The 22,304-nt window shown below is 44.6% G+C and carries 12 protein-coding genes; 9 read left to right on the top strand and 3 right to left on the bottom strand.

Going from position 1 to position 22,304, the window contains the following annotated elements; all coding sequences use genetic code 11:
* Positions 1-566: 566 nt before the first annotated feature.
* The 3 genes from AACU28_RS21665 (at position 567) to AACU28_RS21655 (ending at position 11,552) form a co-directional block, all read left to right on the top strand.
* Positions 567-3,386 (top strand): hypothetical protein, encoded by a 2,820-nt coding sequence (locus AACU28_RS21665; RefSeq protein WP_121603580.1) that lies wholly within the window; start codon positions 567-569, stop codon positions 3,384-3,386.
* Between the two features lie 1,263 nt (positions 3,387-4,649).
* Positions 4,650-7,469: a hypothetical protein gene (locus AACU28_RS21660; protein WP_121603579.1), complete on the top strand. Its 2,820-nt coding sequence runs from the start codon at positions 4,650-4,652 to the stop codon at positions 7,467-7,469.
* Positions 7,470-8,732: 1,263 nt separating this feature from the next.
* Complete coding sequence (locus AACU28_RS21655) at positions 8,733-11,552, top strand: hypothetical protein (protein WP_102454564.1); 2,820 nt, start codon at positions 8,733-8,735, stop codon at positions 11,550-11,552.
* Between the two features lie 102 nt (positions 11,553-11,654).
* On the opposite strand, the gene AACU28_RS21650 is transcribed toward AACU28_RS21655, so the two are convergent.
* Together AACU28_RS21650 and AACU28_RS21645 are read right to left on the bottom strand one after the other, a co-directional pair.
* Complete coding sequence (locus tag AACU28_RS21650; protein ID WP_121603578.1) at positions 11,655-13,595, bottom strand: HAMP domain-containing methyl-accepting chemotaxis protein; 1,941 nt, start codon at positions 13,593-13,595, stop codon at positions 11,655-11,657.
* 275 nt (positions 13,596-13,870) lie between these two features.
* Entirely contained in the window at positions 13,871-14,314 is a 444-nt protein-coding gene (locus AACU28_RS21645; RefSeq protein ID WP_017095409.1) for a CBS domain-containing protein, read from the bottom strand.
* Between the two features lie 334 nt (positions 14,315-14,648).
* Here AACU28_RS21645 and queA point away from each other — a divergent pair, with 334 nt between their 5' ends.
* The 5 genes from queA (at position 14,649) to secF (ending at position 20,312) form a co-directional block, all read left to right on the top strand.
* The gene (gene queA / locus AACU28_RS21640) at positions 14,649-15,701 is read left to right on the top strand and encodes a tRNA preQ1(34) S-adenosylmethionine ribosyltransferase-isomerase QueA (protein WP_017092445.1); all 1,053 of its coding nucleotides are present in this window, start codon (positions 14,649-14,651) and stop codon (positions 15,699-15,701) included.
* Between the two features lie 194 nt (positions 15,702-15,895).
* Entirely contained in the window at positions 15,896-17,032 is a 1,137-nt protein-coding gene (gene tgt, locus AACU28_RS21635; RefSeq protein ID WP_004735086.1) for a tRNA guanosine(34) transglycosylase Tgt, read from the top strand.
* 111 nt (positions 17,033-17,143) lie between these two features.
* Positions 17,144-17,473 carry a preprotein translocase subunit YajC gene (gene yajC, locus AACU28_RS21630; RefSeq protein ID WP_004735087.1) on the top strand — a complete coding sequence of 110 codons (330 nt, stop codon included), beginning with the start codon at positions 17,144-17,146 and terminating at the stop codon, positions 17,471-17,473.
* 20 nt (positions 17,474-17,493) lie between these two features.
* Positions 17,494-19,350 (top strand): protein translocase subunit SecD, encoded by a 1,857-nt coding sequence (gene secD, locus AACU28_RS21625; RefSeq protein ID WP_004735088.1) that lies wholly within the window; start codon positions 17,494-17,496, stop codon positions 19,348-19,350.
* Between the two features lie 14 nt (positions 19,351-19,364).
* A complete protein-coding gene (gene secF / locus AACU28_RS21620; RefSeq protein ID WP_004735089.1) occupies positions 19,365-20,312 on the top strand; it encodes a protein translocase subunit SecF in 948 nt (315 codons plus the stop codon).
* A 259-nt stretch (positions 20,313-20,571) separates the two neighbouring features.
* On the opposite strand, the gene suhB is transcribed toward secF, so the two are convergent.
* Positions 20,572-21,375, bottom strand: coding sequence for an inositol-1-monophosphatase (gene suhB, locus AACU28_RS21615; protein WP_004735090.1), 804 nt, complete (start codon positions 21,373-21,375; stop codon positions 20,572-20,574).
* A gap of 180 nt (positions 21,376-21,555) precedes the next feature.
* Here suhB and trmJ point away from each other — a divergent pair, with 180 nt between their 5' ends.
* Positions 21,556-22,284, top strand: coding sequence for a tRNA (cytosine(32)/uridine(32)-2'-O)-methyltransferase TrmJ (gene trmJ, locus AACU28_RS21610; protein WP_004735091.1), 729 nt, complete (start codon positions 21,556-21,558; stop codon positions 22,282-22,284).
* The last annotated feature ends 20 nt before the right edge of the window (positions 22,285-22,304 follow it).

Below are 22,304 nucleotides of genomic sequence, written 5' to 3'. Positions count from 1 at the left end.
ATCCATTTGGTGATGAGTTTGTCTATCACACTTGTCCTTCTGGGTTTGATAAACAAGGTATGAGTTGTTTAAAACCCGCGTCTTTAAAATGTGATTCGGGGTATAGCCTAGATCGTGGGCAAAAGGTTTGTACCAAAACTACCAGGATTACTTATAAGTGTCCCACAGGCTTCACCATGCAGGGTAATAAGTGTAATAAAACTATCACTGAAAGTAGATATCACGTTGATGGAACCCGCTCTTCTATGGCGGCGAATTTTAATAATAAATGGAGGCTTTTTTGGGGAGGGCTAATATACGATGGTCCAAATAGTTCTTACTTATCGAGAGATGGTTGGCTATATGAGGCAGGTCCTCATTACCCGAAGGCTTGGGATGCTTTTCATTATATAAAGAGAACAAAAACAATTGTTCAAAATAGGCTAGCGCAGTGCCCATCTAGTTATAAAAAGCATTCAGGAACCTGCCGTAATCAAGTTGCCGCGAAGAAATACTGCCCTTCTGGTAGTTTAAACAGCGGTCGTTGTGTGGTGTCACCGCTACGCCACTCCCCTATCGAAGAGACGATGGCGGCGTTATACCCACGTTATTCTAATGACACTGAACAACAACAGTCAGCCGCATTCCGCTACCTCGATAACATGTTTACCTTAGACCCAAAGCTAGGCGATATTGTGTCTACGATGAGCTCTGCGGGACTGAGCCAAGATTTTTCTACGTTATGGGCTAATGCGGAGAAGTCGACAGCCGATAATGCCATTGAGGTGGTGGAAGGCTTTGCAGCACTGCAGCCGGATTTACCTTACCTTAAAGAGATACTGTTTGATGTTTACTACGACCGTGCGGCTGCCGAATTTATTTTAGCTAACCGTTCGATTGACCAAGCTCGAATCGATTGGGTTAATGATGCAGACGTCTCGGTCGCTAGCCTTGAGCGAAGCCGTCAAAACGCCGTTGATATTCTACAGAGTAGCTTGAATGAGTACTGGTCGCTTATCGATAATCACCCACAGGCGTATGTGACGCAATTACCGCAGCGTGATTTACAGAGTGCGCGATACCTTAATGGTCAGGGCCAACATTCACCTATCTTTGAAGGCGAAGCCTTGGTGGTGGGGTACAAAGATGCCCTGCTGGTGTATCAAATGATGAACACCCTACTAGAGCAGCAAGTGCACCTGAGTAAGCTCAAAGCGGTCTACGCGAATACCGATACCATGCAAGCGTTAGCGGCAGAAGCGCAAACTCTGCTTAACAGTGTGACGTCGAAAGCCACACAGCTTGAGCAGCTATTGGGCAGCGATGCGCAAGTGAGCGCAATGCTGGTTGCAGAGCAGGCGAAGCTGAATAGCCTTGCGATGAAACTGGGCTCGGTGATTCAGTGGTTAAAAGGCGAGGGTAACTACCTAGGGCTTCCTGATGACTTTGTTTTGTTCTTGCAAGGGTACAAAGACAAAGACCACACCGTTTATGACTCGTTTGATGCGATTAAAATGTTACTCAAAAGCAGCGCGTATGACGTAGTGCCATCGGCAGAGAAAGCGCTGCAAGAGGCGAAAAACGCGACCACGAACTACCGCTACCAACGCGACCAGTTCAGACAGACCTTTACCAACGAGCAGCAAGCGCTCAATAACCAGCTGTTTAAAGTGCTGGGTTGTACTGTGGGGCAAGGCGACAACCTGTGCGCGAGCCAGACAGAAGCGCAGAGGAAAGGTAGCTTAATTGCCCAACAGCAACAAAGCATTAAAGCGGCGAAGCTGGGCGTCGAAAGAGCGCAGAAAGCACGCCAGACCATCACAGGCAATATCACCATTGAGATGGAGCGCCTTGAGCAAGAGAAGCAAATTCATGATGCGATTGATAAAATCATGGTGCAGTTTGGTCAGAATGAGTTGTCTTTGAGTCAGTTGCTTGAAGCGAAACGAGATGCGGAGCGCGATGGTTCATCGTCAAGCAAAGTCACTGTTGATATTAGTGAGTTATTGAAACAGGAAGATTTAGATACTCTGGATAACTTTGTTACCGAAACGGGCAACGTAGATTTGTCATTGGTGCAAGCAGCGCTGGCCAGCTTAAAAGAGGACCTAAAAGACGTGCCGCGTGATGACGCTATCAAGTACACACAAACCTTGGCGGTGTTAGAGCGTGCAACCATTCGAGGCCTTGAGCGCGGGTTACTTGACGTTAATTCTAAGGCGCGCATAAAAGCGCTCATTTTAGAGTTAAAAACGGCAGAAGTAGACATCGCGAAGTCGCTGAGCTACTTGGCTTATGAAGTCGAAAGGTTAGCAGGGTTCAGTGCGGAAGCCGAGCGACTGATTGCGCAGTTGGGCGAAAACCAGCAACAACAAGCGGACCGTTACTATGCTAACCCAGTGCATTACAGCGTACTGACAAAAGAAGCATTGAAGGCCGAGTTGGCGTTTGCAGAGCTGCAAGAGTGGATGTTTTATGCCGTTCAAGCGCTAGAGTACAAATGGCAAGAAGCCTTTATTTCCCCAGAGCATGGGTTTAATCGTGCGTCGGTATTTAAAATTCAAAATATCCCACAGCTGATTGAATACTTTAAGGAATTACAGAGTTTTGATGACATTCGTAATCTAAGAAGCAGCCAAGAGGCAACGGATACTCTGTCGGTGAAGAAACACATCTTCGGTTATGTGGATAAGCTTCGAGGTAAAACGATGTGGTACCCGGCTTTGGATGGCAGTGGTGATATGTTGACGGCGGATGAAGCGTTCAAAGCCAAGTTAACCCAACTGACTCAACGTATCGGGCAAGACCAATGGTTAACGGTAGAGTTCAGTACCGTGAAAGAGCTACCACGCTCTAACTTCTTCCAAGGGCCAGTCGTTGCAGGTAATGATGACCTCACTTGTTTAGCGGATGCGGGCACTTACTTGGATAAGTTGGATGGCATTGGTATTAACTTGCAGGTGAGTATGGACATCTCTGGTGAAGATTCTACCCCTGCTTACTTGACGTACGGGGGCAACAACTACATGCGCAGTCGTATGCCGGGGTCGTTAACCGATGATGAAACGGGCATCAAAGATGAACTGGTGTCGTACTCTACGCGCTTCTGGGATGTGTCGAATGGTAACTTCTTTGCTAAAGATAGCTATCGCCAGCAAATGAGTGCCAACATCATGACCGACGAAGAGAGTCAATCGGCGTTTTTGAATCCAACGTATGCCTTTAAAGAGCGAAGTGTCGCGGCTTCTGGTTGGAGGTTGTCAGTGAAACTGAGTGATGAATACGGTGACATTGTTGATCTTGATGGGCTGGATGATATCGAGCTTATTATTAAGCACCGATACTACTCACGCAATGCAGAGACGTGTGGCGGGGGAGACTCAGGTCCACTCATCCTATTAAGATAATCAACGTTAGAGCCTCATAGTTTTATGAGGCTCTTTTTATATCGAGAATCAATTTTTCATTCTAAGTTAGATTTGAAGAATAACCTTATTTCAACACTGAGTGTTGTATATCAATACCCAGCCCTTCCTAATAGTAAATATCTCCATAAAATATTAATACATGAGTTCAATATCGGTATTGCGTTCTAGTTTTTATTGTTTTATCTATCATTTTTATCGTAAATAAATGTAACGAAAGTCATGCTAATGATAATTATTATCAATAGTTGTTGAGGCAATATTTAGTTGTGTGGATAATTTGCAATCTATTAAATGTAACTCGATTGTTTTTAGTTATTGTTTTTTTGTGTTCACCCCATAAAAATACTCGGTTAACTATTGTTAAGTTTACTATTATGGTTTCCGACTTAGTTGGCCAAGAGAGGATGAATACCTAATTAAACCTGTTGGCATGCTTAATAAATGATGGGGCGTTTTAATGGAGCAAGCAGTAGCCGATGATTTAAAGCTACTTAACCATAATTAAATATAAAAAGAAGAATGATGAAATATACTAAACGAAGTTTGGTAGGGCTTTTTACGCTCTTAATAATGCAGTCGGGTGTGGCTCAGGCCACCAATAATAATGCGCCTTATCCATTTGGCGAGGAGTTTGTTTACCACACTTGTCCTTCTGGGTTTGATAAACAAGGCATGAGTTGTTTAAAACCAGCATCATTAAAGTGTGATGCGGGGTACAGTATGGGTTCTAATAAGCAGAATTGTACGAAGACAATGACCAAAAACGTGACACGTGTTTGTCCAAGTGGTTATTCGGAGCATCAGAAGTCGAATTCTCCTTATCCATGGAGTTCTAAGGATTGTATTAAAACCATTGAAGAGGTGGATTACAAAGCGAACAGTTCTTACTGGAGCGAGTCCCTTAAAGAGACTCCTCATTTTAAATTCATGGTTGCTACTGTTGCATGGAAAGGGCAGGTTTTATTTAGAGAGCATCAGCTTATTCTCGGATGGGGATTATACAAAGATGGTTGGAATTATAGAAAAGGCGATGCTGTAGGGAGAGGGCGCCCCTCGAAAGTAGAACGATGGAAAATAGTTGGGAAAAATAAAACCAGCGTTTGTCCTAGTGGATACACTAAATCAGGCAGTAGCTGTAAAAAAACAGTGACTAAGCCTGTCATTAAACACTGTCCTTCAGGGAGCTTAAACAGTAACAGCTGTGTGGTTTCACCGCTACGCCACTCCCCTATCGAAGAGACGATGGCGGCGTTATACCCACGTTATTCTAATGACACTGAACAACAACAGTCAGCCGCATTCCGCTACCTTGATAACATGTTTACCTTAGACCCAGAGCTAGGCGATATTGTGTCTACGATGAGCTCTGAGCAGCAAAGCCAAGATTTTTCTAAGCTATGGGCCAATACGGAGAAGTCGACAGCCGATAATGCTCTTGAGGTGGTGGAGGGCTTTGCAGCACTGCAGCCGGATTTATCTTACCTTAAAGAGATACTGTTTGATATTTACTACGACCGTGCGGCTGCCGAATTTATTTTAGCTAACCGTTCGATTGACCAAGCTCGAATCGACTGGATAAATGATGCAGATGTATCGGTGGCTAGCCTTGAGCTAAGTCGCCAAAACGCCGTTGATATTCTACAGCGTAGCTTGAATGAATACTGGTCGCTTATCGATAATCACCCACAAGCGTATGTGACACAATTACCGCAGCGTGATTTACAGAGTGCGCGATACCTTAATGGTCAAGGCCAACATTCTCCTATATTTGAAGGCGAAGCCTTGGTGGTGGGCTACAAAGACGCTCTGCTGGTGTATCAAATGATGAACACCCTACTAGAGCAGCAAGTGCACCTGAGTAAGCTCAAAGCGGTCTATGCGAATACCGATACCATGCAAGCGTTAGCGGCAGAAGCGCAAACTCTGCTTAACGGTGTGACGTCGAAAGCCACACAGCTTGAGCAGCTATTGGGCAGCGATGCGCAAGTGAACGCCATGATGGTTACAGAGCAGGCAAAACTCAACAGCCTTGCCATAAAATTGGGCTCGGTGATTCAGTGGTTAAAAGGCGAGGGTAACTATCTAGGGCTTCCGGATGATTTTGTCCTGTTCCTGCAAGGGTTCAAAGACAAAGGCAACACCGTGTATGACTCGTTTGACGCGATTAAAACGTTACTCAAAAGCAGCGCGTATGACGTAGTACCGTCGGCAGAGAAAGCGCTGCAAGAGGCGAAAAACGCAAATACAAACTACCGTTACCAACGCGACCAGTTCAGACAGACCTTTGCTAACGAGCAGCAAGCGCTGAATAACCAGCTGTTTAAGCTGTTGGGTTGTACAGTAGGACAAGGCGACAACCTGTGCGCGAGCCAGACAGAAGCGCAGAGAAAAGGCAGCTTAATTGCCCAGCAGCAACAAAGCATTAAAGCCGCGACGCTGGGCGTCGAGCGAGCACAGAAAGCACGTCAGACTATCGAAGGCAATATCACTATTGAGATGGAGCGTCTTGAGCAAGAGAAGCAAGTTCATGATGCGATTGATAAAATCATGGTGCAGTTTGGTCAGAATGAGTTGTCTTTGAGTCAGTTGCTTGAAGCGAAACGAGATGCGGAGCGCAATGGTTCATCATCAGGAAAAGTCACTGTCGATATTAGTGAGTTATTGAAACAGGAAGATTTAGATACTCTGGATAACTTTGTTACCGAAACGGGCAACGTAGATTTGTCATTGGTGCAAGCAGCGCTGGCCAGTTTAAAAGAGGACCTGAAAGACGTGCCGCGTGATGACGCCATTAAGTACACACAAACCTTGGCGGTGTTAGAGCGTGCGACTATCCGAGGTCTTGAGCGTGGTTTACTTGACGTGAATTCTAAGGCACGCATTAAAGCGCTCATGTTAGAGCTCAAAGCGGCCGAAGTGGACATCGCGAAGTCGCTGAGCTACTTGGCTTATGAAGTGGAAAGGCTGGCAGGGTTCAGTGCTGAAGCCGAGCGACTGATTGCACAGCTGGGTGAAAACCAGCAACAACAGGCAGACCGTTACTATGCTAACCCAGTGCATTACAGCGTACTGACAAAAGAAGCATTGAACGCAGAGTTGGCGTTTGCAGAGCTGCAAGAGTGGATGTTCTATGCCGTTCAAGCGCTGGAGTACAAGTGGCAAGAAGCCTTTGTTGCGCCAGGTAAAGGGTTCAATCGCGCGTCGGTCTTTAAAATTCAAACAATCCCACAGCTGGTTGAATACTTTAAAGCGTTACAGCGTTTTGATGACATTCGTAATCTGAGAACAAGCCAAGAGGCGACGGATACTCTGTCGGTGAAGAAACACGTTTTCGGTTATGTGGATAAGCTTCGAGGTAAAACGATGTGGTACCCGGCTTTGGATGGCAGTGGTGATATGTTGACGGCGGATGAAGCGTTCAAAGCCAAGTTAACCCAACTGACTCAACGTATCGGTCAAGACCAATGGTTAACGGTAGAGTTCAGTACAGTGAAAGAGTTACCACGCTCGAACTTCTTCCAAGGGCCAGTCGTTGCAGGTAATGATGACCTAACCTGTTTAGCGGATGCGGGCACTTACTTGGATAAGTTGGATGGCATTGGTATTAACTTGCAGGTGAGTATGGACATCTCTGGTGAAGATTCTACCCCTGCTTACTTGACGTACGGGGGCAACAACTACATGCGCAGCCGTACACCGGGCTCGTTAACTGATGATGAAACGGGCATCAAAGATGAGCTGGTGTCGTACTCTACGCGCTTCTGGGATGTGTCGAATGGTAACTTCTTTGCTAAAGACAGCTATCGCCAGCAAATGAGTGCCAACATCATGACCGACGAGGGGAGTCAATCGGCGTTTTTGAATCCAACGTATGCCTTTAAAGAGAGAAGTGTCGCGGCTTCTGGTTGGAGGTTGTCAGTGAAACTGAGTGATGAATACGGTGACATTGTTGATCTTGATGGGCTGGATGATATCGAGCTTATTATTAAGCACCGATACTACTCACGAAATGCAGAGACGTGTGGCGGGGGAGGCACTGGACCGCTTATCCTTTTAAGATAATCTAACGTGAGCCTCATAGTTTTATGAGGCTCTTTTTTATATCGAAAGATCAATTTTTCATTCTAAGTTAAATTTGAAGAATAACCTTATTTCAACACTGAGTGTTGTATATCAATCCCCAGTCATTCCTAATAGTAAACATCTCCATAAAACATTAATACATGAGTTCAATATCAGTATTGTGTTCTGGTTTTTATTGTTTTATCTATCATTTTTATCGTAAATAAATGCAACTCAAGTCATGCTAATGATAATCATCATTTATATGTATTGATGTATTGTTTGGTTGTGTGGATAATTTAAAATCTATTAAATGTAACTCGATTTTTTAGTTATTGTTTTGGGTTGGATGTTCACCTTATAAAAATACTCGATTAACGATTATTAAGTTTCCTATTATGGTTTTCGACTTAGTTGGCTAGGGGAGAATGAATATCTAATTAAACCCGTTATCATACTTAATAAATAATGGGGCGCTTTAATGGAGCAAGCAGTAGTCGGTAATTTAAAGCTACTTAACCATTGTAAAATATAAAAAGAAGAATCATGAAATATACTAAACGTAGTTTGGTAGGGCTTTTTACGCTCTTTATAATGCCATCAGGGGGGGCTCAGGCCGCCAATAATAATGCACCTTATCCATTTGGCGATGAGTTTGTTTATCACACTTGTCCTTCTGGGTTTGATAAGCAAGGGTTAAGTTGTACAAAAAAAATCACAAAACCAGTTTTAGCTAAATGTGATAATGGATATAACCTTAGTTCAGATAAGCAACGCTGCTCGAAAAATATTTCTCAAAGTGTTACCTATTCTTGTCCTTCCGGGTTTCGAATGCAGAATAATTCGTGTCGAGGGATCATTACAGAAAGAAGCTATTCCCGAAGCACTTCATATGTTTTTCACCGCGACAACCCGTGGAATCACAGGAATAGTGAGTCATTCAGTTATTATATTATAAGCTGGAAGGGAGGGAAGCTTACGAAGGACAGGATAAATAACCTCCCGTATCGACATTCAGATGGGTGGATTTATGATAAAGGAGCTTCAAAAGGAAGTAGTCGTTATGAAGTTGTCAGAAAAAAAGAAGGCAACAAACCCCGATTGAGTCATTGTCCTAGCGGATATAACAAAACGGGAAGCTCATGTAATAGGATTTTAACTAAGACAGTAGTCAAATATTGTCGTGAGGGCAGTTTAACTAATAACCATTGTCTAGTTACCTTATCCCAGTCTGCGTTAAGAAGATCTCCTATCGAAGAGACGATGGCGGCGTTATACCCACGTTATTCTAATGACACTGAACAACAACAGTCAGCTGCATTTCGATACCTGGATAGCATGTTTGCCTTAGATCCAGAATTAGGTGAGATTGTGTCTGCGATGAGCTCTGAGCAGCAAAGCCAAGATTTTGCGAAGTTATGGGCTAATGCAGAGAAATCGACAGCCGACAATACCCTTGAGGTGGTGGAAGGCTTTACAGCACTGCAGCCTGATTTAACTTACCTTAAAGAGATACTGTTTGATATTTACTACGACCGTGCGGCTGCCGAGTTTATTTTAGCCAATCGCTCGATTGACCAAGCCAGAATTTATTGGATAAATGATGATAAGTTTTCAGCTGTTATTCTTGAACAGTACCACCAAAACGCCGTTGATATTCTGCAGCGTAGCTTGAATGAGTACTGGGCGCTTATCGACAACCACCCACAAGCGTATGCGACACAAGTACCGCAGCGTGATTTACACAGTGCGCGATACCTTAATGCTCAAGGTCTATACGTTCCAATTTATGAAGACGAAGCCTTGGTGGTGGGGTACAAAGATGCCCTGCTGGTGTATCAAATGATGAACACCTTACTAGAGCAGCAAGTGCACCTGAGTAAGCTCAAAGCGGTGTACGCGAATACCGATACAATGCAAGCGTTAGCCGCAGAGGCGCAAACTCTGCTTAACAGTGTGACATTGAAAGCCACGCAGCTTGAGTTGTTATTGGGCAGCGATGCGCAAGTGAGCGCAATGCTGGTTGCAGAGCAGGCGAAGCTGAATAGCCTTGCGATGAAACTGGGCTCGGTGATTCAGTGGTTAAAAGGCGAGGGTAACTACCTAGGGCTTCCTGATGACTTTGTTTTGTTCTTGCAAGGGTACAAAGACAAAGACCACACCGTTTATGACTCGTTTGATGCGATTAAAATGTTACTCAAAAGCAGCGCGTATGACGTAGTACCGTCGGCAGAGAAAGCGCTGCAAGAGGCGAAAAACGCGACCACGAACTACCGCTACCAACGCGACCAGTTCAGACAGACCTTTACCAACGAGCAGCAAGCGCTGAATAACCAGCTGTTTAAAGTGCTGGGCTGTACGGTAGGACAAGGTGACAAATTGTGCGCGAGTCAAACAGAAGCGCAGAGGAAAGGTAGCTTAATTGCCCAACAGCAACAAAGCATTAAAGCGGCGAAGCTGGGCGTCGAAAGAGCGCAGAAAGCACGCCAGACCATCACAGGCAATATCACCATTGAGATGGGGCGCCTTGAGCAAGAGAAGCAAATTCATGATGCGATTGATAAAATCATGGTGCAGTTTGGTCAGAATGAGTTGTCGTTGAGTCAGTTGCTTGAAGCGAAACGAGATGCGGAGCGCGATGGTTCATCGTCAGGCAAAGCCACTGTCGATATTAGTGAGTTATTGGAACAGGAAGATTTAGATACTCTGGATAACTTTGTTACCGAAACGGGCAACGTCGATTTGTCATTGGTGCAGGCGGCGCTGGCCAGTTTAAAAGAGGACCTGAAAGACGTGCCGCGTGATGACGCTATTCAGTACACACAAACCTTGGCGGTGTTAGAGCGTGCAACTATCCGAGGCCTTGAGCGCGGGTTACTTGACGTGAATTCTAAGGCGCGCATCAAAGCGCTCATTTTAGAGTTAAAAACGGCAGAAGTAGACATTGCGAAGTCGATGAGCTACTTGGCTTATGAAGTCGAAAGGTTAGCAGGGTTCAGTGCGGAAGCCGAGCGACTGATTGCGCAGCTGGGCGAAAATCAGCAACAACAGGCAGACCGTTACTATGCTAACCCAGTGCATTACAGCGTACTGACAAAAGAAGCATTGAAGGCCGAGTTGGCGTTTGCAGAGCTGCAAGAATGGATGTTTTATGCCGTTCAAGCGCTAGAGTACAAGTGGCAAGAAGCCTTTGTCGCTCCAGAGCAAGGGTTTAATCGCGCGTCTGTATTTAAAATTCAAAATATCCCACAGCTGATTGAATACTTTAAGGAATTACAGCGTTTTGATGACATTCGTAACCTAAGAAGTAGCCAAGAGGCGACGGATATTCTGTCTGTTAAAAAGCACATCTTCGGTTATGTGGATAAGCTTCGAGGCAAAACGATGTGGTACCCGGCTTTGGATGGCAGTGGTGATATGTTGACGGCGGATGAAGCGTTCAAAGCCAAGTTAACCCAACTGACTCAACGTATCGGGCAAGACCAATGGTTAACGGTAGAGTTCAGTACCGTGAAAGAGCTACCACGCTCGAACTTCTTCCAAGGGCCAGTCGTTGCAGGCAATGATGACCTCACTTGTTTAGCTGATGCGGGCACTTACTTGGATAAGTTGGATGGCATTGGTATTAACTTGCAGGTGAGTATGGACATCTCTGGTGAAGAGATAACCCCTGCTTACTTGACGTACGGGGGCAACAACTACATGCGCAGTCGTACACCGGGCTCGTTAATCGATGGTGAGACGGGCATTAAAGATGAACTGGTGTCGTACTCAACGCGTTTCTGGGATGTGTCGAATGGTAACTTCTTCGCTAAAGATAGCTATCGTCAGCAAATGAAAGCCAACATCATGACAGACGAGGAGAGTCAATCGGCGTTTTTGAATCCAACGTATGCCTTTAAAGAGAGAAGTGTCGCGGCTTCTGGTTGGAGGTTGTCAGTGAAACTGAGTGATGAATACGGTGACATTGTTGATCTTGATGGGCTGGATGATATCGAGCTTATTATTAAGCACCGATACTACTCACGAAATGCAGAGACATGCGGCGGGGGAGGCACTGGACCGCTTATCCTTTTAAGATAACCTAACTTTGAGCCTCATAGTTTTATGAGGCTTTTTATACTTTATCTTATATGTGAAGTAAAAAACGCCACAAACTGTGGCGTTGGAAAGCTATCTATAGCGTTAGATTTTGAAAAAGCTCAGTAAGTCTTTTTGTTTCACTGCTAATGAAGAAAGCTCTTCACTCGCTTGCTTGCTTTGTTTGATTCCTGAAACATTTTGGTGAACGATATCAAAGGTCAAAGAAACATTTTGTGAAATATCCTGTGTGACTCCTGATTGCTCTTCAGATGCTGTCGCTACTTGTGTATTCATATCTGAAATCAGGCCAACGGATTCAGTTATTGATGCAAATGCAATTCTAAGCTGTTCGCTGTAATGACGCGACTCTACGGCTAGCGATAAGTTAGATTGCATGAATTGATTGGCATCTTTCGCTTGCGCTTGAAGTCGAGAGATTATCTCTTGAATATCGACAGTTGATTGTTGTGTTTTAGCCGCCAGAGAGCGAACTTCATCAGCAACGACAGCAAAACCACGCCCTTGCTCACCAGCTCGTGCCGCTTCAATTGCTGCATTTAACGCAAGCAAATTCGTCTGTTCGGAAATCGAGTTGATCACTTCAATTACAGTCCCGATCTCTACCGAGTACTCTTGCAGTTGATTGACGATGTTTGATGTTTCTTCGATTGAGTCTTCAACCTTGCGAGAGATATCATCAGATGCATCGAGTGAAACTCCTCCCTCTTTGACATTGGAAGTTGCACCAGTTGCTGCGTTCTCCGCACTAGCAGCGTTGTGGCTGACTTCATTCGCAGTGCTAGAAAGCTCATTGATGGCTGTTGCTATTTGTTCCATTTGACTCAGTTCTTGTTGAGCGTTCCCCTCGGTTTGGCTCATTACGGCGGTTAACTCGACTGAAGCCGCTGAAACATTATCTGAAATTTGGTGGAATCCATCGATGATGCGACGTAGTTCTTGGCGCATTTCTAAAATGTTGGCGTATATACCCGTCTCTTTACCTGTTACTGGAATCTGTTTTGAAAGATCGCCTGAAGCAACTTCTTCGACAATCGATTGAATCTCGCTAGGCTCACCCCCTACGACTTTCCATACGCTTCGGTAAATTGAGATTGCAATACCAAGAGCGATAGCGATAACAATGACTGAAAGTGCGCCTAAGATAAATTGAGCACTTGAAAATCGTTCAACCATATTTGGTCCTACAGAGTCTTGTTTTGACTTTGTGGATAGTTTGATTTCTTCAATTGTTTTTGCTGCGTTGCTACCAGCAACATCAAGGGTGCCAGAAACGATGTTGTTTCGTTCCTTTATCGTGTTAACAACTTCTGAAAAAGTGACTCGGTAGGTTTTAAAGGCATTATTAAAATCAGCTAAGTAACGAATTTGCTCGGCTGACATCAATTGAGATTCTATGGTTTCTACGAGAAATGTGGCGGATGCAAACTCTTTTTGAGCTCGTTGAGCATCTTCTATTTTGTTGCTAGTCAAAAATTTAGAAGCATACAATCGTGATAACAATACATGTTGTTGAAGTTGCCCTGAACTGACAGCAACCTCTAAATCCTCTTCAGCAGAAGCTTGAGTCATTAAGTTAGTCACTGCTTGTCGCATTTTTAAACCTGATGGGTCTAAGCTCTCTTTTACTAAGTTATTTCTAGTATTGACCAGTTGAACAACCTGGCTAAATCCTTGGCTATACTGTTTAAGCTGCTTCTCTATCGCTAAGAACTCATTCTTATGGAGGTCGTCAAGATGAGCCTCTAACACTTCGTCGATCAATTGAATTGATGTGGTGATGCGCTTGTCCAGTTCTGAAGCATGCGATGCAACAGGGTTCTTTATATATTTTAATGCAGATAAACGAGCTTCCAATATGTTGGCTTGGATTCGCCCTGTGGATACGCTTGTTAATGCTAGGGAACGATAGGTATTAAACCCATCACTCGATTGATAAAAGCGCAATGAAGCAACGATTGAAATAACCAAAATTAGCGCAAGAATTACGCCAAAACCCAAGGACAGCAATTTCTTTAAACTCATAAGTATCATTCCCAGAAAGGCAGTTTGTTTTTATTGTTAACAAATTTTCACACTATCCAAACGATAGATATATCAATAAATCTAATTAGAGCCTTACATTCTCATATATAAGAACAATAAGTGAGGTCGGTTTATTGAGAGGCCTGAACTTTGGAACTGGTCTTTAAGAAGAAATGAGGGCTGTAGTGAGTTTCACAGTGAATATGTGATAGTTGGACATGTAAAGAGCCTTGGGTTGAAAGGCTCTAGGGGGATAGTGGATAGCACAACGCTGGTTAACTTTCGACTTCTTCTGGCTCGACTTCTTCCTGTAGCTCTAATAAGTTAATCGCTATCGTGACAAAATCGCTGTCTGTAATAATGCCTATTAGTTCGTGGTTTTCTACGACAGGTAAACAGCCCACTTTGTGTTTCTGCATATAGATAGCCGATTCTTTTAACCCAGCACGCGGCTCTACTGACATAACACTTTTGTGCATGATGTCGTTGAGGGGAGTAGCGAGAGTAAAAGATTGAGCTTGTGGGATGTTTTGTAGGCTGGATTCTTGAGCGGCTAGAACGTCTCGCTGTGTGACGACGCCAAGTAGTTGCCTGTCGGAATCAACGACCGGAATATGGCGGATATCAAGCGCTTCCATCATGTGCTTAGCATCGGCCAGTGAGTGTGAGCGCAATAGGGTATGAGGGTTGCGAGTCATCATATCTTCAACCTTGATCATACGAACCTCCTTCTTTTTTATTTGTTGCTATTACTATAGTTTTTTATCCAAAAAATAACTGAGATCTGACGCATTCTTGGGTGAGTTTTATGCAACTAATTCTTTAGTTTGAGGTGGTGAATCAGTAGCATTATTTTACGCCTCTTTACAATAATCCAGTGCTGTAAACCTTGCTATTGCGGCTCGTGTGCCTATACTAGCCCACTGCGAAATTTTTAGTCGTGTTTGTGATGTGTTTCTGGTAACGATTGACTTACCGTAACGATTGATCTGCAACCATGATTTATTATTCGTCAACAGCACAAATCTCATCAACTAAGACAAGACTACAAACATGCAAGTTTCAGATTTTCACTTTGACCTACCAGATGAACTCATTGCTCGCTACCCTCAAGAGGAGCGCACAGCAAGCCGCCTGCTTAAATTAGATGGCAACAGCGGTAACCTAGCTGATGGTTCGTTTAAAGACGTTTTAGACTTGGTTGAGCCAGGCGATCTTGTTGTTTTTAATAACACTCGCGTGATTCCTGCTCGTGTATTCGGTCGCAAGGCCTCAGGCGGTAAGCTTGAAGTGCTAGTGGAGCGTATGCTCGATGAGAAAAGCATTCTTGCGCATGTTCGTTGTTCTAAATCACCGAAGCCGGGCACGAAGTTGTTCCTTGGTGAGAATGATGAGTATGAAGCTGAAATGGTAGCGCGTCATGATGCGTTGTTTGAAATCCATTTCACTTCCGATCAAAGCGTTCTAGAAATTCTTAACAGTGTTGGTCACATGCCACTGCCTCCTTACATCGATCGTCCTGATGAAGATGCAGATAAAGAGCGCTACCAGACTGTCTATAATGAAAAGCCGGGTGCGGTTGCAGCGCCAACAGCAGGCCTTCACTTTGATGACAAGCTAATGGCTGGCATGAAAGAAAAAGGTGTCGAGTTTGCTTACGTGACGCTTCACGTTGGTGCTGGCACGTTCCAGCCGGTAAAAGTAGATAATATTAACGATCACCACATGCACGCAGAGTACGTTGAAGTACCGCAAGAAGTGGTTGATGCCGTTGCAGCAGCAAAAGCTCGCGGCGGACGCATTATCGCTGTCGGTACAACCTCTGTGCGTTCACTAGAAAGTGCGGCTCAAGATGCATTGAAAAATGGCACTGAGTTAGTTCCTTTCTTTGGTGACACAGAAATCTTCATCTTCCCTGGTTATGAATACCAGTTGGTGGATTGCTTGATTACCAATTTCCACTTACCAGAATCAACATTGATCATGTTGGTGAGTGCATTTGCTGGTTATGACAATGTGATGGGCGCATACGATCACGCAGTGAAGAGCGAATACCGTTTCTTCAGCTACGGTGATGCGATGTTCATCAATAAGAAAACGAGCTAATTTTAGCTGGTTATAAACGATATAAGCAGAATTTACGGGTGCTAGCAGTAAGCTAGGAGTCGGGCAGGGTGTCTGTCTAATCTCTCGCAAGGAATACGCGACCGCTCCTCATAGAACTCGCTAGATTGAACTTATGTTTAGCTTAAGGTTCTGAATTATCAGTCAGATTGTTTCTCTGGCATATTGGAGGCTTCGTGAAATTAAAATACGAACTTAAAAAAACAAACAGCGGCGCACGTCGTGGTCAACTTCAGTTTGAACGTGGTAGCGTTGAAACACCAGCATTCATGCCTGTAGGTACTTACGGTACGGTTAAAGGCATGACACCTGAAGAAGTGAAAGACACAGGTGCTGAAATCTTGCTAGGTAATACGTTCCACCTATGGTTACGCCCTGGTCAAGAAATCATGAAACTGCACGGTGACTTGCACGATTTCATGAATTGGAAAGGACCTATCCTGACTGATTCAGGCGGTTTCCAAGTATTCAGTTTAGGTGCGACGCGTAAAATCACTGAAGAGGGTGTTCACTTCCGTAACCCTGTAAACGGTGACAAGATCTTCATGGACGCTGAAAAGTCGATGGAAATCCAAAAGGATCTAGGCTCAGACATCGTAATGATCTTTGACGAATGTACGCCTTACCCTGCGACGCATAAAGAAGCTAAAGACTCAATGGAGATGTCTCTTCGTTGGGCTCAGCGTTCACGCAATCACTTTGACAAGCAAGAAAACCCGAACTCACTATTCGGCATCGTTCAAGGTGGCGTATACGAAGACCTTCGTGACGTATCCGTTAAAGGCCTAACAGAAATTGGTTTTGACGGTTACGCTGTTGGCGGCCTAGCAGTAGGCGAACCAAAAGAAGACATGCACCGTATTCTTGAGCACACATGCCCTCAACTGCCGGAAGATAAGCCACGTTACCTAATGGGCGTAGGCAAACCTGAAGACTTAGTTGAAGGTGTTCGTCGCGGTATCGACATGTTTGACTGTGTAATGCCAACGCGAAATGCACGTAATGGCCACCTGTTTGTCACTGAAGGTGTGATCAAGATCCGTAATGCGAAGCATAAAACGGATACAACACCACTAGATTCAGATTGTGACTGTTACACTTGTAAGAACTACAGCAAGTCGTACTTGCATCATTTGGATCGTTGTAACGAAATCCTAGGTGCTCGACTGAACACGATTCATAACCTGCGTTTCTACCAACGAATTATGTCAGACATTCGTCAATCTATTGATGAAGACCGTTTTGAAGAGTTCGTTGCTGAGTTCTACGCAAGAATGGGGCGTGAAGTGCCACCGTTAGGTAAAGAATCTTAGTATTTCTTTTTTTGCGAGCCCCATCTCTCTTCCGAGAGTTGGGGCTTGAAAATAAAGGGATACAACCCAATTAGACAAACAATTACCAAAATATAATAGAGGATGTTTTTAATGTTTATTTCTCAAGCTCACGCAGCAGTAGAAGGTGCACCAGCAGGCGGCGGTTTCGAAATGCTTATCATGCTAGGTATGTTCGCTGTGATCTTCTACTTCATGATCTACCGCCCACAAGCTAAGCGCGTAAAAGAGCATAAGAGCCTTATGTCTTCTATGGGCAAAGGCGATGAAGTTCTAACAAGCGGCGGTCTAATCGGTAAGATTACTAAGATTGCAGAAGACAGCGACTACGTTGCTATCGAACTGAACGCAAACAACGAAGTTGTTATCAAGAAAGACTTCGTTACAGCAGTGCTACCAAAAGGTACTCTGAAATCACTATAAACAGCTAGAGGATCCTCGCTGTGCTAAACCGTTATCCGTTATGGAAGTATTTGATGGTGGTGTTTGCCATCGCTATCGCCGCGTTGTACGCACTTCCGAATATATACGGTGAAGATCCGGCAGTTCAAGTTACAGGGGCGCGTGGCGCCTCTGTAGATCTGTCTACGCTGGATGCTGTCACCAATGCTCTGGAAGCAGAGAACCTTTCTACTAAATCCGTTGCTCTAGAAAACGGTTCCATTCTTGTTCGCTTTAACGATACAGATACGCAAATTAGTGCCCGTGATATCATCACAGAAGCACTAGGTGATGATGTTATCGTTGCTTTAAACCTTGCGGCTTCAACTCCTGATTGGCTTGAATCTATTGGTGCTGCACCAATGAAACTGGGTCTTGATCTACGTGGTGGTGTTCACTTCTTAATGGAAGTGGATATGGATGCTGCGATGCAAAAGCTGGTTGGCCAACAAGAAGAAGCCTTCCGTAGTGAACTCCGTGAAGAAAAAATTCGTTACCGTGCTATTCGCCCATCGGGTAAAGATGCAGTAGAAGTGATTCTACGTAACGAAGAGCAGCTTGCTGAAGCGAAATCGCTACTGCAATCTAAGCACCAAGATATGACGTTCGTAGATTCAGAATCTAATGGTCGTTTCTCTTTGGTTGCTCGTTTTACAGATGCTCGTCTTCAAGAAATCCGTAACTACGCAGTAGAGCAAAACATTACCATTCTACGTAACCGTGTTAACGAACTTGGTGTTGCTGAGCCTTTGGTTCAACGTCAAGGTGCTAGCCGTATCGTAGTGGAATTGCCTGGTGTTCAAGACACGGCGCGCGCTAAAGAAATTCTTGGTGCAACGGCGACACTTGAGTTCCGTGAAGTTGATAGTAGTGCTGACTTAGCCGCTGCCGCTTCTGGTCGTGCCCCTGCGGGTAGCGAAATCAAGCAAGACCGTGATGGTCGCCCTGTGGTACTTAAGAAGCGCGTTATTCTAGGCGGTTCAAGTATTACTGATGCAAGCTCAAGTGTAGATGAATATGGTCGTCCACAAGTTAACATCTCGCTAGATAGCGAAGGTGGTAGCAAGATGTCTACATTCTCTCGTCAGAATATCGGTAAGCTTATGGCTACGGTATTTGCAGAGTACAAAGACAGTGGTCGTAAAACACCTGAAGGTCGAGTGATCTTAAGTAAGCACGAAGAAGTGATCAACCAAGCGACGATTCAATCTGCGCTAGGTCGTAACTTCCGTATTACGGGTATCGACTCAACGGCTGAAGCTCATAACTTGGCACTTTTACTGCGTGCTGGTGCATTGATTGCACCTATCTCGATTGTAGAAGAACGTACGATTGGTCCATCTATGGGTCAACAAAACATCGATATGGGTATCATGGCGATGGTTTGGGGTATGGCTGCAGTAATGTTGTTTACTCTGCTTTACTACCGTACTTTCGGTTTGATTGCGAACGTTGCTCTGATGGCTAACTTGGTGTTGATTATCGGTGTGATGTCGATGATCCCGGGGGCTACTATGACTCTGCCAGGTATTGCCGGTATCGTATTGACGGTTGGTATGGCGGTCGATGCCAACGTACTTATCTTTGAGCGTATACGTGAAGAACTTCGAGATGGACGCAGTCCACAACAAGCGATTCACCAAGGTTATGCAAACGCATTTAGCACCATCGCCGATGCCAATATCACCACACTACTAACAGCAATTATTCTATTTGCTGTAGGTACAGGTGCAATTAAAGGCTTCGCGGTAACGCTGTCTATCGGTATCTTAACTTCAATGTTTACAGCTATTGTCGGAACACGTTGTATCGTGAACCTGATGTATGGCGGCAAACGCGTTAAGAAACTGTCGATCTAAGGCTAGGAATTAATATGTTTCAGATTCTAAAAGCAGAAAAAATGATCGACTTTATGCGTTGGTCAAAGGTTGCCTTTTTATTCTCAATCTTGATGATTGGTACTGCCATCTTTACCTTAACAACGAAATCGTTGAATTGGGGTCTAGATTTTACCGGTGGTACTCTGATTGAAGTGGGTTTTGAGCAACCAGCAAACCTACCTGATATCCGTAGTGCACTAGAAGCGGAAGGTTTCGGTGATGCAACGGTACAGAACTTTGGTTCTGCACGTGAGGTCATGGTTCGTTTACGTCCACGTGACGGTGTTGCTGGCGAAACGCTTGGTAACCAGATCCTGTCTGCAATTAAAGATGGTACTGGTGAGCAAGTTGAGATGCGTCGTATCGAGTTCGTTGGCCCTAATGTGGGTGACGAGCTAACAGAAGCGGGTGGCCTTGCTATCCTTGTTTCTCTGATCTGTATCTTGATCTATGTGTCAGTGCGATTCGAATGGCGTTTGGCAGCAGGTGCGGTATTAGCACTGGCGCACGACGTTATCATCACACTGGGTGTGTTTTCTCTAATGCAAATTGAGGTGGATCTTACCATCGTAGCAGCCTTGCTAACGGTAGTCGGTTATTCCCTCAACGATACCATAGTCGTATTTGACCGTATTCGTGAGAACTTTCGTAAGATGCGTAAGGGTGAAGCACCTGAAGTACTGAACAGCTCAATCACACAAACATTGAGCCGTACATTGATTACTTCTGGTACAACGTTATTCGTAGTTATCGCGCTGTTCGCTCAGGGCGGTGCTATGATTCACGGCTTCGCGACTGCACTTCTATTGGGTATTACCGTTGGTACTTATTCTTCTATCTACGTTGCATCTGCACTCGCTATGAAGTTGGGTATTACGCGTGAACACCTAATGCCACCACAAGTGGATAAAGAAGGTGAAGAGTTTGACGAAATGCCTTAGGCCTTGGCTTAACAATTTTCGCTGAACCAAAAAAACCGCTAGGCAACTAGCGGTTTTTTTACGTCTGTATTCTGTCGATAAACTCAACGTAATTTATCGGCGAAGTGCATCGTGCTCGTCGCAACTAACCGCCATCTTGCTCGTATCTCGTATCTCGTATCTCGTATCTCGTATCTCAGATACAAAAAAGCCCCGCAATAGCGAGGCTTTGAAATTTCTATGCGCCCTTGAAAAAAGGAGCATTAACGTAAGGTCTGAATTACTTCAGCATACCTTCGTTAGAGTTCTCACGAACGTGCTTAAGAATAGACTTAACACCACGTGCGCTTGAAGCAACAACATTACCAGACGTCATGTAATCAGTACCGCCAGCAAAGTCAGTCATGATAGCGCCAGCTTCACGAGCGATTAGATCGCCAGCTGCTAGATCCCATGGCTTAAGGCCTAGTTCTAGGTAACCGTCAACACGGCCAGCCGCTAGGTAACATAGGTCAAGTGCTGGAGAGCCAGTACGACGGAAGTCCGCACAATCAACGAATAGACCTGAGATGATCTTCATGAAAGATTCAGAGTGTTGTTTTTGCTTGAATGGGAAACCAGTCGCTAGAACAGTACCTTGAAGGTCTTTAAGTTGAGTAACACGCATACGAGCGTTGTTAAGTTGAGCGCCAGAGCCACGTTGAGCTGTGAATAGCTCGTTTAGCATTGGGTCATAAACACAAGCAACTTCTGTACGACCGTTCATACGAACAGCAATAGATACAGAGAAGTGAGGGAAACCTTTTACAAAGTTGTTGGTGCCATCTAGTGGGTCAACGATCCATTGTACGTCAGAATCTTTACCTTCAGTCAGGCCTGACTCTTCAGAAATAATGCTGTGCTCTGGGTAAGATGATTTGATTGTCTCAATAATCATGTACTCAGCTTCTTGAGCAATGTTAGTAACGTAATCGTTGTTACCTTTTAGAGACGATTCGATCTTATCAGTTGTTTCTAGAGATTTAGCAATATGGTTGCCAGCTTTACGCGCAGCGCGTATCGCAATGTTTAGCATTGGATGCATAGGTTTTTCCCACAAGATGTTAAAGAACAGTTTAAAGCGGCGGCGAGTATACCAAATTTTTTGCAAAAGGGAAGTGGTTGTTTTTTGAACTCTTGAATTCACATTACGAGAAGGGTCTGACCATTTTACTTAGCTATGTGTTAATATCTCGCGATTATTTTTAAAGTGGTGTCATATAGCATGTTAGACAATGTAAAAGTCGTTCTGGTTGGTACGTCTCATTCAGGGAATATCGGATCAGCAGCTCGCGCAATGAAAGTGATGGGTTTGAGTCAATTAGTTCTTGTAGACCCTCAATGTGAAGTTGACGAGCAGACCTTAGCACTGGCTGCGGGTGCTGGTGACATCGCAGAAAACGCGACCATTGTGTCTACATTGGATGAAGCAGTAAAAGACTGTGGTTTGGTGGTCGGTTCAAGTGCTCGTTCAAGAACACTTGAATGGCCAATGCTAGAGCCTCGTGAGTGCGGGCAAAAGTTTGCCGTTGAAGGTCAAAAGCACCCAGTCGCATTAGTCTTCGGCCGTGAGCGCACTGGCTTGACTAACGATGAGCTTCAGAAGTGCCACTTCCATGTATGTATCCCAGCCAACCCTGAGTACAGTTCATTGAACCTAGCGATGGCTGTGCAAACGCTAAGCTATGAAGTTCGCGTGGCACACCTTGATATGGTTGCGAGCCAATATCAGCCACAGCAACAAGATGAGTACCCACGTCACGAAGAACTAGAAATGTTCTATGAACACCTTGAAAAAGTGATCATTGATACCCAATTTATCTCTAAGGATAAACCGGGTCAGGTGATGAACAAGCTACGTCGTCTGTTCAGCCGAGCTCGTCCTGAACTGCAAGAGATCAATACTCTACGTGGTATTTTGACTTCAATTGAGAAGAGCAAAAACGACAAATAAAACCCACTCTGCTTGTAGGG

Origin of the sequence: Vibrio sp. SBT000027, from assembly GCF_963894355.1 — a bacterium.
Taxonomy (GTDB): domain Bacteria; phylum Pseudomonadota; class Gammaproteobacteria; order Enterobacterales; family Vibrionaceae; genus Vibrio; species Vibrio splendidus.
This window is presented reverse-complemented; position numbering and strand designations above follow the sequence as displayed.

Coding starts and splice junctions, on each gene's coding strand:
- AACU28_RS21665 (WP_121603580.1), top strand. CDS start 567: ATGGCGGCGTTATACCCACGTTATTCTAATGACACTGAACAACAACAG.
- AACU28_RS21660 (WP_121603579.1), top strand. CDS start 4,650: ATGGCGGCGTTATACCCACGTTATTCTAATGACACTGAACAACAACAG.
- AACU28_RS21655 (WP_102454564.1), top strand. CDS start 8,733: ATGGCGGCGTTATACCCACGTTATTCTAATGACACTGAACAACAACAG.
- AACU28_RS21650 (WP_121603578.1), bottom strand. CDS start 13,595: ATGAGTTTAAAGAAATTGCTGTCCTTGGGTTTTGGCGTAATTCTTGCG.
- AACU28_RS21645 (WP_017095409.1), bottom strand. CDS start 14,314: ATGATCAAGGTTGAAGATATGATGACTCGCAACCCTCATACCCTATTG.
- queA (WP_017092445.1), top strand. CDS start 14,649: ATGCAAGTTTCAGATTTTCACTTTGACCTACCAGATGAACTCATTGCT.
- yajC (WP_004735087.1), top strand. CDS start 17,144: ATGTTTATTTCTCAAGCTCACGCAGCAGTAGAAGGTGCACCAGCAGGC.
- secF (WP_004735089.1), top strand. CDS start 19,365: ATGTTTCAGATTCTAAAAGCAGAAAAAATGATCGACTTTATGCGTTGG.
- suhB (WP_004735090.1), bottom strand. CDS start 21,375: ATGCATCCAATGCTAAACATTGCGATACGCGCTGCGCGTAAAGCTGGC.
- trmJ (WP_004735091.1), top strand. CDS start 21,556: ATGTTAGACAATGTAAAAGTCGTTCTGGTTGGTACGTCTCATTCAGGG.